General features: G+C 64.8%; 6 protein-coding genes. 3 read left to right on the top strand and 3 right to left on the bottom strand.

Features of this window, described 5'->3' with window-relative positions:
• Positions 1-55 precede the first annotated feature (55 nt).
• The 3 genes from F4827_RS11845 to F4827_RS11835 all read left to right on the top strand — a co-directional run bounded on the left by F4827_RS11845 (position 56) and on the right by F4827_RS11835 (position 2,106).
• Complete coding sequence (locus tag F4827_RS11845) at positions 56-691, top strand: LysE family translocator (protein ID WP_183724130.1); 636 nt, start codon at positions 56-58, stop codon at positions 689-691.
• Positions 692-823: 132 nt separating this feature from the next.
• On the top strand, positions 824-1,390 hold the full coding sequence (locus tag F4827_RS11840; protein WP_183724129.1) for a TetR/AcrR family transcriptional regulator: 567 nt from the start codon (positions 824-826) through the stop codon (positions 1,388-1,390).
• Between the two features lie 290 nt (positions 1,391-1,680).
• On the top strand, positions 1,681-2,106 hold the full coding sequence (locus tag F4827_RS11835; protein WP_183724128.1) for an organic hydroperoxide resistance protein: 426 nt from the start codon (positions 1,681-1,683) through the stop codon (positions 2,104-2,106).
• 121 nt (positions 2,107-2,227) lie between these two features.
• Here the strand turns inward: F4827_RS11835 and recD are convergent, their stop codons facing one another.
• From recD to recC, 3 genes are read right to left on the bottom strand one after another with little or no spacing between them, the layout of a single operon-like run.
• On the bottom strand, positions 2,228-4,459 hold the full coding sequence (gene recD, locus F4827_RS11830; RefSeq protein ID WP_260175138.1) for an exodeoxyribonuclease V subunit alpha: 2,232 nt from the start codon (positions 4,457-4,459) through the stop codon (positions 2,228-2,230).
• Positions 4,456-8,289 (bottom strand): exodeoxyribonuclease V subunit beta, encoded by a 3,834-nt coding sequence (recB, locus tag F4827_RS11825; protein WP_183724127.1) that lies wholly within the window; start codon positions 8,287-8,289, stop codon positions 4,456-4,458. Before recB ends, recD begins: the two co-directional genes overlap by 4 nt.
• A complete protein-coding gene (gene recC, locus F4827_RS11820; protein ID WP_260175137.1) occupies positions 8,286-11,888 on the bottom strand; it encodes an exodeoxyribonuclease V subunit gamma in 3,603 nt (1,200 codons plus the stop codon). The genes recB and recC overlap by 4 nt, the downstream gene beginning before the upstream one ends.
• Positions 11,889-11,947 lie beyond the last annotated feature (59 nt).

Here is an 11,947-nt window from a genome sequence, read left to right as displayed (position 1 = left end):
CACACAGGAAACGCGTGCTACTGTCAAACACTACTTCCAGGCACCCGAGGCCGCCATGTCGCCCACTACCGCCGTTATCAGCATCCTCGCCGCCATTCTGCTCGGCGCGATGAGTCCCGGACCCAGCTTCGTGATGGTCGCGCGCAATTCGATCGGGCTATCGCGGCGCGACGGCGTGGCGACGGCGCTGGGCATGGGGATCGGCGCAATCTGCTTTGCGGGCATCGCGCTCGCCGGGTTGTATACCTTGCTCGCGACCGTTGCCTGGCTCTATGCGGGGCTCAAGATAGCGGGCGGCGTATATCTGCTTTGCATCGCCGCGCGCATCTGGCGCGGCGCTGGCCAACCGGTGTCGATGGGCAAGAGTGAAACGCAGGCCGCGCATCCCGGCAAATCGTTCTGGACCGGCCTGACGACCCAACTCAGCAACCCGAAAACGGCCGTGGCCTACGGCAGCATCTTCGTGGCCTTGCTGCCGCAGCACCCGCCGCTCTGGTGCTACTTCGCCCTGCCGCCGCTGGTGTTCGCCATCGAGACGGGCTGGTACACGGTGGTCGCGCTCAGCTTTTCGAGCCAGCGTCCGCGCGATCTCTATCTGCGTGCGAAGCGCTGGATCGACCGCATTGCCGCCGGTGCGATTGCTGCGCTTGGCCTGCGACTGATCGTCAGCGCGGGCCATCGCGGACTCTGAAGCTCGCGGAGTCCTCTGAATCCTTGTCTGGGCGGCATCCAGCCGCCCGTTTCCCAAAGGAAACTCCGCAGCAAAACAAAAATTTCCGGGGAGCGCTTGACAGTCTACCTTCCAGTAGATAAATTAGAGCTCATGAACACGAAGTTGACAGTACGCGAACAGGTTCTCGACCACGCCATCACCTTGATGATGCTGCGGGGCTACAACGGGTTTAGCTATCGCGATCTGTCTGAACTCGTGGGCGTAAAGACGTCGAGCATTCACTACTACTTCCCGTCGAAAGACGATCTCGTGCTGGAAGCGGTGAAGCAGTACAGCGACGAAGTCGTGCAGGCGCTGCAAGCGGTCGATCCGGCTCTGCCGGCCGACCAGAAACTCGCGATGTACACGCGCTTTTTCGGCAAGACGCTGGGCGACGGCAACCAGATCTGTCTGTGCGGCATGCTGGCCGCCGACATCGAGACGCTGCCCGAAGCCGTGCGCGAAGCTGTGCAGGCTTTCTTCCGCACCAATGAAACGTGGCTGGCAAAAGTGCTGGCCCAAGGTGTCAAGGAAGGCACGCTGGTGGCGCGAGGCAAGCCGGAAAGCGCGGCGCGTACGCTGTTCGCCGCGTTGCAGGGCAGTGTGCTGGCAAGCCGGCTGTTTCACACGAAGACGCGTCTGGAAGACGTCGAAGCGATGTGGAAAGCCGCTCCCTGAGCCTTGCAGGGCGGCCCATCTATTTTCTGATAGATAGGCCGCGCTAAGGGACGCGAAGTCAGACAGAGGCTAATGTATGTTGATGTCGTCGCCCCATATCTATCTAGTGATAGATAGTATTTGAAGAAAGACGATGGTGACCCGATCACAATCACGCAGACGCCACGATCGAACGCTATCGTCGAAGTCACGCAGTCACGCACTTGTCGCGAAGACCGCTATCGGTCTGGACGACTAATGATTCATCACCGCAGTTTTCTAGCTGCATTGCTCACACTGGAGAGTCAGTCATGTCGATCGAAAAAGTCCTCTACACCGCCGAAGCCACCGCAACCGGAGGCCGTGATGGCCGCGCTGTCGTCCCCGCCAGCAACCTGGACCTCAAGCTCACGACGCCGCGCGAACTGGGCGGCGCAGGCGGGGACGGCACGAACCCGGAACAGTTGTTCGCAGCGGGCTATAGCGCCTGTTTCATTGGCGCGATGAAGTTCGTGGCGGCGCGCGACAAGATCGCGATCCCGGCTGACGTCTCGGTCAACGGCCATGTGGGCATCGGCCAGATTCCCAACGGCTTCGGCATCCAGGTCGAACTGCGCATCTCGCTGCCGGGTCTGGACCGCGCCGACGCTCAGAAGCTGGTCGACGCGGCCCACATCGTCTGCCCGTACTCGAACGCCACGCGCAACAACATCGACGTGACGCTGACGATCGTCTAAGGACACAGCGACAGTTTTCCTGCGCAGTTGTTCCGATTCCAACTGGAAACAGGATGAAACGCGCCGGACGCATCAGCGCCCGACGCGTTTTCTCTTTATCGGATCGGAAACTGCAGGCAGTTCACTGGGCGTCGCGGGCGAGACCCGCCATCAAGCCGCTCGCGCGCTGCACCTTGGCAAGCACCGCGCGGTCGAGCACCGAGCGCCCTTCCGGCACGGCCAGCGTCAGAAACGCGCGCGCACGCGTGATGCCGGTGTAGACGAGTTCACGCGTCAAGATAGGGCTGTAGGTGTCCGGCAGCACAAGCGCCGCGTGGGTGAATTCCGAGCCCTGCGATTTGTGCACGGTGAGCGCGAACACGGTCTCCACACCTTGCAGGCGGCTGGGCGACACCCACTTCACACCGCCCGTACCGTCTCCCGAAGGAAACGCCACGCGCAACACCGGCGGCCTCCCTTGCTCAACCGGCAAATCGAGCGCAATGCCGATATCGCCGTTCATCAGGCCCAGTTCGTAGTCGTTGTGCGTGACCAGCACGGGCCGCCCCGCATACCAGTCGCCCAACGGCTCGATCAAGCCTTCCTCCTGCAGCAACCGCGCGACGCGCCGGTTCAGTCCTTCCACGCCCCATGTGCCGCGCCGCAAGGCGCACAGCAACTGAAACTCCGTATGCGCCTTGAGCACGCCGGCCGCCCACTCGACGAGTTGCTCCGGCGCTGCACCCGGCTCGGGACGCAGGGAGCGCATCGTTGCCAGATAGTGGCGGTAACCGCGGCGCTGTCCCTCGTGCGATTCGCCCACGTTGCCGTCGATTATCAGCGCGCGCAGCGCAGCGTCGTCGTGCGCGGGACAGATGAGGCGCGCGAGATCCGCATAGCCGTGCCGCCAGATCTTCGCCACGCCCGTGGCGTCACCGGTATTCACCAGTTCGGCAAGCGCGCCGATGCCGCTTTCCGATGCGAAACGGTGGCTCTGGCGCAGCATCGCTACGGCCTGATCGAGCGGCGTGCCGTGCGCGTCGAGCATCGCCGCGTCGATGCGCTCGCCCGTCGCCGCCTCCAGCCATGCGCGTGTCGCCTCGGTGTAGTGGCCTTCGCGTGCACGATCGCAAAGCTCGCCCAGCACCGCGCCCGCTTCCACCGACGCCAACTGGTCCTTGTCGCCAAGCAGAATCAGACGGGCCGTGGGCGGCAAGGCGTCGAGCACCGCCGCCATCATTTCCAGATCGACCATCGAGGCTTCGTCGATCACCAGCACGTCCACCGGCAGCGGATTGGCCGCATCGTGACGGAAACGCCGACTGCCAGGGCGCGTGCCCAGCACGCGATGGAGCGTCGTCACGGCCGTGGGAATGGCGTTGCGCAACGCCTGCGCATCCACGCCTTGCGCGAGTGCCTCGAAAGGCAGACGCGCGACCGCGCCCGCGATCGATTCGTTCAGCCGCGCCGCCGCCTTGCCCGTGGGGGCCGCCAGGCGAATTCGCAATGGTCGCGCGGACACCTTGTGGGCAAGCGCCAAAGTTTGCAGGAGTGCCAACAACTTCACCACGGTGGTGGTCTTGCCCGTGCCGGGTCCGCCCGTGATGATGCTAAAGGCGCTGCGCGCCGCGAGCGCACAGGCGAGCTTTTGCCAGTCGGCGCGTTCAGCCTGGCTAGCCGGGTTCGATGATTGCCGCGGCGCAAACAGCGCGTCGAGCGCCACGCGCGCTGCTTCGGCAGGCAGTTGCGCCTCGATGCGCGCGCGTTGCGCCAGGCGCGCATCGATGCCCGCCCGCACGTCCTGCTCGTATTGCCAGTAGCGGCGCAGATAGCAGCGCGTTCCGCTCAGTACGAGCGGCGTATTGCCCTCCCGCGCGCCCACCAGCTCAGGGCAATCGAGCGCCGCAAGCCAGTCTTCGAGCGTCACGCCCGCCAGCACGTCAGCGGGCGGTTGAGGCGGCTCGTCGGTCTGCACCTGTGGGCCGTCGGGCGGCAAGGACAAGGCAAACGCAGGGTCTTCGAGCGTGGCCCGCAAATCGAGGCAAACATGCCCTCGCCCGAGTTGATGGCTGGCCAGCGCCGCGGCAAGCAACAGCAACGGCGGCGCGTGCGGCGTCTCTTCCAGCAGGAAACGCGCAAACGCGCCGTCGAGCGCCCGCAGCCAGCCTCGCTCGACCCAACGCTCCAGCGTGGCAAGCATTTGCGCCGCCGATTCCTGAGACGTTGCGCGTGCAACCGATCTCTGAGGTTCGAGCGCGCGCGCCGGTTCGGGCAGTTGGGCTTCGGTCTGCACTTCGAATTGCGCGAACAGATCCCCCGTCACGCCGATGCCATCTTTCGGCCCCGTGGTCGCCGTGGTACGTCGCCTCGTCATACCGCGCCCTCCAGCGTGCCATGATGCGAGAACAGCGCATCGAGCCCTTCGATCAACTCGCGCGGCGGCCGCTCGCAATGCAGTCCCTGGCTCGGCGAATTGCCGCCGCGCAGAAACATATAGACCGCGCCGCCGATATGCCGGTCGTAGTCGTAGTCGGGCAAGCGCGACTTCAGCAAGCGATGCAGCGCGAACAGATAGAGCGCATATTGCAACTCATAACGCGAATGCAGAATCTGCGAGCGCATTTTCTCCACGGTGTAGGAAGCGTCGTCGGGGCCAAGCCAGTTCGATTTGTAGTCGGCCACGTAGTAGCGCCCCTCGTGCTCGAAAACAAGGTCGATAAAGCCCTTGAGCATGCCGTTCAGCCGCGCGGTATCCAGCAGCGGCCGATCGGCTCCGTCGAGCGTCAGCGACGTCACAAGTGCATCGAGTTCGAGCGTCTCCACCCTATGCGCAGCCACCCAGAATTCCATTTCCGCCATATAAGCCGATTTATCGAGCGACGCGAGCGAAACCGGCGACACCGGTTCGCCCTCGAAATCCGGCAGATTCAGCGGCGTGCGGATAAAGGCGAGCATCCATTGGGTAAGCGTCTCGATCCACCGGTCCCAGCCACGCACCGTGCAGCGCCGTGCGATCATGTCGCGCAACCGCGCGTGCGCGGATTCGTGCGCGATCTCCGCGAAACCCTCGTTCGCCACCCACTCCATCAATTCGTGCAGAAAGCTGCCTGCGTCGGCGCCACGCTCGAAACCATGCATCGGCGCACCGGCGGGCGCGAGTGCGTTTGCGTCGAACTCGTCGTCTTGCGGCGCACTCGCGCCCAGCAATTCGAGAAATACATCTTCGCCGCGCGTGTCGGGCGCGGCGCGCTCCTCTTCTTCGAGCTTCGTCGCATAAGCATCGTGCGCGCCCTCCACCGTCTTGAGGCTCGAATAGCTCGCGATCCACCACGGCGTGCGCGTGCGGCGCGGGAATGTACGTGCCTTTCCGCGTGCTGCGGCAGGCCCTTGCGTCGCGAATACTTCATTGCCCCGCGCTGGCGCCGTCGTCACTGCAATATCGTGGCACGGCCCGCGCAGCGCTTCGAGCAAGCTATCGGTCTGCTCCGCCGGCAACGCCGCGCCGCCGCCCACCAGATAGCCGAAGGCGCTCCCCTCCACGTTCTGCACGGGCGCATAGCCGATCCACGTCGCGTAGCACGCGCGCGTGAGCGCCACATAGAGTTTGCGCAGATCTTCGCCCAGACGCTCGCGATCGGCTTGCGCCAATACGGCAGGCTCCGGTTCCAGCGTGATCTTTAGTTCGCCATCCTGATCATGCCATTTGAACGGCACATCGTCGGCCTTCACCGCTCGATGCGCGCACGCGAACGGCAGGAAAACCAGCGGATATTCCAGACCCTTCGACTTGTGGATCGTCACCACCTGCACGAGCCCGGCATCGCTTTCCAGGCGCAACTGGCGCGCGTCACCGCCGCCGCCCGCAGTTTCGTCTGCGCGCTGCTCGTCGAGATAGCGGATCAACGCATGCTCGCCGTCGAGCTGCGTGCTCGCCTGTTGCAGCAATTCCGCCAGATGCAGCAGATTCGTCAGCGCGCGCTCACCGTTCAGACCCGCCGCCGCGTGCTCGCCCAGCAAACGCTGTGGCACATGGAAATCGTTGAGCAAGCGCCGCAACATCGGCAGCACGCCCTTCTTGCGCCAGACTTCGCGATAGCCGCGGAATTGCAGCACGCGCGCCTCCCAGGCAATTTCATCGCGGCCCAGCGCATCCAGCTCGCTCCAGCTCAATCCCAGCGACGCCGTAGCGAGCGCGCTGCGTATGAGCCGCCCGTCGTCGGGCTCCGCGCACGCGCCCAGCCAGTAACGCAATTCCTCCGCCTGCGGGGTGCGATACACCGAATCGCGATCCGAGAGATAAACGCTGCGCACGCCACGCACCGCGAGCGCTTCGCGAATCGCCCGCGCTTCGTCACGGTTGTTCACGAGCACCGCCATATGCGCGGGCCGCAGCGGTTTCAAGCCGTGTTCGCCTTCGAAACCCGCCGCGCCCATCTGGCCCAGATTGAGCAGGCGCACCATCTCGGTCGCGCAACTCGCGGCCATGCTCGCGAAATAGGCGCTCTTGCTCATGGCCTTGCCATCCTCCGCGCCTGGCAACCACCAGACGTTGAGCGCCGGCAGAGGATTGCCGTTAGCCACCAGTTCGTCGGGACGACCATTCGCATCGGCGGCGACGAAAGGCAAGGCGTTTGCCTCGCCTTGCGCGCCGCGAAACAGGAACGCACCGCTGCCTTCGGGGCGTTTTTCCGCCGCCTCGAAACAGCGGTTGACCGCATCGACCATCGCGCGCGTCGAGCGGAAATTTTTCTTCAGCGTATAGAGCCGTCCCGCGCAGGCACGCCGCGCGCGCAGATAGGTGTAGATATCCGCCCCGCGAAAGGCGTAGATGGCCTGCTTCGGATCGCCGATCAAGACGATTGCCGTCTCGATGTTGTTGGACTCGATCGCATAGACCGAATCGAAGATCTGATACTGCACCGGGTCCGTGTCCTGGAACTCGTCGATCAAGGCGACCGGATACTGTTTGCGAATAATCTCCGCGAGGCGCGCACCATTCGGCTTTTTCAGCGCGGCCAGCAAGCGCGTGAGCAGGTCGTCGAAGCCCATCTGCGAGCGGCGCGCTTCTTCCTCCTCGAACCGCCGCGCAACCCAGCGCGCCGCGTGGCAAAGAACCGGCAGCTTCGCTTCGGGTTTCGCGCCGAGCGACTCCAGCAAGGTTTCCATCGCTGTAAAGCAAGGGTGCGAAGGCGGCTTGCCGTCCTTCCAGATTTCCGCGAGACCGTCCGGCGTCAGACGCGTCCACACCGCAGCATCGTCCTTGAAACCCGGATGCACGCTCTGCGGATCATTGGCCCATTCGCGCAGCTTCGCGAACCAGTTCTCGCAATTGCGCGTATTCAGTTTTTTGGCGTCGAACAGCTTCTTTTCACGTGCCGCTTCGATCAAGCCTTGCGCTTCGTCGATCCCCTCGCGCCACGGTGCTTTCAGCGCTTCGAGTTCTTCATGCGCCTGCGTGCGCGCTTCGAGCAAAGTCGCTGCGGGCGCAGCGGCATCGGGCAGTTGTTCCGCGTGCGGGAGAAGACCCAAAATCGCCTTGTGCAGCGCATCGGGACTCGCGAACCATGCGCGCACTTCTCCTGCGGCCTGGGCGTCCAGCGGGGCCATGAAAGTTCGCCAGTAATCGCGTACGACTTCGGCGCGCAGTTCGGTCTGGTCGGTTTCGAGCGTCTGCGAAAACAGGCTGTCGCTATCGAAGGCGTGCTCGCTGAGCATGCGATTGCACCAGCCGTGGATCGTCGACACTGCAGCCTCGTCCATCCATTCGGCGGCCAGTTGCAGGCGTCGCGCGCAAGCGGGCCATTGTTCGGGCGCGTAGGCTTCGCGCAGATCGTGCAGCAGGTCCACGCCCGGCGCGCGAAACGGCACCTCATCGGGCAGCGCGCGGAAATAGTCGGCGGCTTCGATCAAACGCGCGCGAATACGCTCACGCAGTTCTTTCGTCGCGGCATCCGTGAAGGTCACGACGAGAATTTCGGGCGGCGTAAGTGGCCGCATGCCGCCCTGTTCGACAGCCGCTTCGTCGTGTTCAAAGAGATCGCGTGGCTCGGTCGCGCCGTGGTGGCCCAGCACGAGCCGCACATACAGCATCGCGATCGTAAAGGTCTTGCCGGTGCCCGCGCTCGCTTCGATCAGGCGGCTGCCATAAAGCGGAAAATTCAGCGGCTCCAGCACATCGGCGATCATGTCGTCTGCCGGGGTCATGCGTTTTCTCCAACCGGATCGGCAGAACTGGCCGTGCGTTTATTCTTCGACGACGAAAGCGGCGCACGCTGTATCGGCATCAGCAGTAACGTTGCGAGCGCAACGAATTCGCCATTGGCAACGAGCGCGTCGAAATCCGCAAACGCCCTGCGCAGATAAGGATTGGTATCGCACTCGCCCGCGAGGCGCGCCGCGCCTTCAAACGCCGTGCGCGCCGCGTCCCAGGCCTCGGCGGGAATGGGCGTGGTATCCGCAGCAAAATCCACGGGCAGCTTGCGCAACCACGCAAAAGCGGTTTTGACCGCCAGCGGCAAAGGCCGACGCGAACCTTCTTCCCAGGCCGCCATCAAGGCCAGCAGCCATGCGCGCGCGACATCGGGCGACACTGGCGCGAACTCCGCCACGCCCACCTTGCTGACGATCACCGTCGTCACCTCGCCCGCCGCCAGTTGCGCAGCGACGTGCGCCACCCAATAGGCCACCAGGCGGTCGCCGCGATACTTGTTGTCCTTGATGAGGGTGCCGGCGTCGAGAATCACGCGCCCGAGCGCACCGTCCTCGCCTTCGCGCACATCGTCGATCCAGTCCAGCAGGTCGAGCGTGCGGCCGTCGCGCTGCGCGTCCTGCAGATCGAGACGAATTTCGTATTGATGCGACAGCGGCGTCGGCCAGCGCGCAAGCGCCTTGCGATATTCGCCGAACAATTCCTCCATTGGCTTGAGCAGTTCTTCGCCGATCACTTCGCCAAAGCCGCCCGCCGCGAGTTCACCGCTGCGATGCATGCGTTCGAGCTGCTCGCGCGCCACCGCATCGAGATCGTCTTCGCCGCGCTCCATCGCGCGCAATTGCGCGCGAATCAGTTCGTCCTGCAACTGCCACGCCTGCAATGCATCGACCTCGAACGGCTCGTGGTTCTCGCTCGCTTCGTCCTGCATTTCCAGGCCCACGCGCAAGCGCTGCCGGAAGAAACTGCGCACGGGGTCGCGCAGGAATTCGCCTAGTTCGCGGATCGAAAGCGGTTCGTCGCGCTGAGCTGCGGGCAGCACCGTATCGGCCTGCGTCGCGCCTGCGAGCGGCGCAGGACGGCTCCACTCATGCGCAAAGGTATAGAGCGGCGCGTGCTGCGGATCGGCTGGAAAGTATTCGGCGCTGAACGGTTGCAGCCGATGCTCGATCGTCAATGCATCGACAAGTTTGTGCGAGCTGTCCGCCTCGTCGTCTTCGAGCCGCCAGCCCGCCTTCAGATGATCGCGCAGCTGTCCGACCAGCACCGAAGGCGGTCGCGGCGTGTTGTCGGTCACGCTGCGGCCCACCCACGAGATATGCAGATGATCGCGCGCGGACAGCAGCGCTTCGAGGAACAGATAGCGGTCGTCCTCGCGGCGCGAACGGTCGCCTGGACGATAGTCGCGGCGCATCAGATCAAAGTCGAGCGGCGTGCGGCTGCGCGGATAATCGCCGTCGTTCATGCCGAGCAGGCAAACAATGCGAAATGGAATCGCGCGCATTGGCATCAAGGTCGCGAACGTCACCGCGCCCGCGAAGAAACGCTGTGCGAGACCACCGCCATCGAGCTGACCCAGCCAGTTCTCCGCGACGATCGCCAGCGGCAGCGTCTGCGTAAGCGCCGCCTCATCGCAGGCCTCGCGCCACGTCTGCAACGCCGTGTCGAGGCGCTCCAGCGTATAGGCGTCCTCGCCCTCGCCGGCGGCGAAGAACGTGGTTTTCAGCGCGCGCAGACGCACGCACCAGTCTTCAACGGTGGCCGGTTCGCTGAGCGTGCGCCAGGCGTAGTCCAGCGCATCGATCAGGCGCGTGAGCGGCCCGAGCAGCGCGGCGTCCAGACCGCCGATTTCCGCGTACGGTTCGATGCCGCGCCACGCGCCCGCGCGCTCGCCCGCCGCGTAACCCAGCAACATACGGCGCAGGCCGAACATCCAGCTATTGGGCGCGCTGTCCTCGTCGCCGGGCGGCAGCCCGAGACTCGCGCGCTGCTGCGCATGCAGCCCCCAGCGAATATTCGCGCCGTCGATCCAGTGACGCAGCGTCGGCACGTCTTCGGCGTCGATGCCAAAGCGCGAGCGCACGGCCGGCACTTCGAGCAGATCGAGCACGTCGCTGACCGTCACGCGCGCATGCGGCAGCGACAGCAGCATCTCCAGCGCGCCGATCAGCGGATCGAACGCACGCTGCGCGCGGTCTGCGATGCTGAACGGGATATAACGCGGATCGTCGCCATCCACGAGGCCGAACACGGCCTGGATATGCGGCGTATAGACCTCGATATCGGGCACCATCACGATCACATCGCGCGGTCGCAATCCCGGGTCTGCGGCGAATGCGGCAAGCAGTCGGTCGTAGAGAATTTCCACTTCGCGCTGCGCGCTGTGCGCGACGTGAAAGCGGATCGAATCGTCCACCTGCGGGTCCACGGGCGGCCAGTGCTCGCGCGTCTCGGGCAGGGGCCGCAGATCGCGGATATCGTCCTGCAACTGTTGAAGCAGCGTATGCGCCTCAGCGCCGTCGAAAAGATCGATACGCTGGCCAATGCGCGTGAAATGCGGCGTATAGGTCTCGCGCGCTTCGTCGCTATCGTATTCGTCGAGCAAACCAATAAAGTCGCGGCCCTGCTTTCCCCATGCCGCCAGCAGCGGTTGGGCGTGCAGATGCAGCTGCGAATCGTCGAGCACGGCGGGCGCACCCGCGCGGCGACGCTGGCGTGCGTGACGCGCGCGCAGCAGATCCTGATCGGCGACGATATCGGCCCAGTAGTGCATGCAGGGGTTGTGCACGCAGAGCAGCACCTGGCTCCAGCGCGCGAGCGCCGCCAGCACTTCGAGCGACTGGCGCGGCAGGCTCGAAATGCCGAACACCACCAGGCGGCGCGGCAGCCCGCGCGGCCGCGCATCGCCTTCCTGCCAGCTTTGCGCACGCTGCATGAAGAGATCGTGCACGGCGGCACGGCCCGTCTGCGCGAGCGCGTGGCCCCCGGTATCGCGTGCGCTCACGTCGGCCAGCAAGGCGCGCCAGAGCGCGGCCTGCCAGCGCGCGTCGTCGGCGAGCGGGATGCGGTTGTTGCGCGCGTCGATCACCACGTCCTCGTGCGCGGCCCACGCGGCCAGCCAGTCGGCGCGATAGACCTGATACTGGTCGAACAGGTCGGCCACGCGCTGGGCAAGCTGGAAGCACTTGCGCTGCTCTTCGTCATGCGCCATGAAGCGCTTGAGCGGCTCGTAACCCGGCTCGTCGAGCAGCGCAGGCAGCATGCGCATGAGACGCCAGACAAGGCGCGATTTGTCGAACGGCGAGACCGCCGGCACCGCTTCCTCGCCCAGCACCGCGCGATAAACGGCCCAGAGGAAACGCGAAGGCAGCGACATTTCCAGCGCCGCCGCGATCCCGCAGCCGCCGTCTTCAGGGTCGGCCGCGAAGGCGAGCTTGAGCCACTGCGCGATGCCGTTACTCTGCACCAGCAGCATTTCCTTTTCGAGCGGTGCAATCGGATGCTGGCTGACCCAGTTCACGATCAGGTCGCGCAGGCGCTCCGGCTCGTTGCCGTGAACGAGCATCAGCCCGGTGGGCAGTTCGCGCGCGCTCAAATGCGGCTCCCGTTCGCGGAGAATGGACTATGCGTGCCGCGCGGGCGGAATCGAAGCGT

It is taken from the genome of Paraburkholderia bannensis, from assembly GCF_014200455.1.
Lineage (GTDB): Bacteria > Pseudomonadota > Gammaproteobacteria > Burkholderiales > Burkholderiaceae > Paraburkholderia > Paraburkholderia bannensis_A.
Note: the sequence above shows the minus strand (reverse complement) of the source record. Positions and strands in the feature narration are given on the sequence as shown.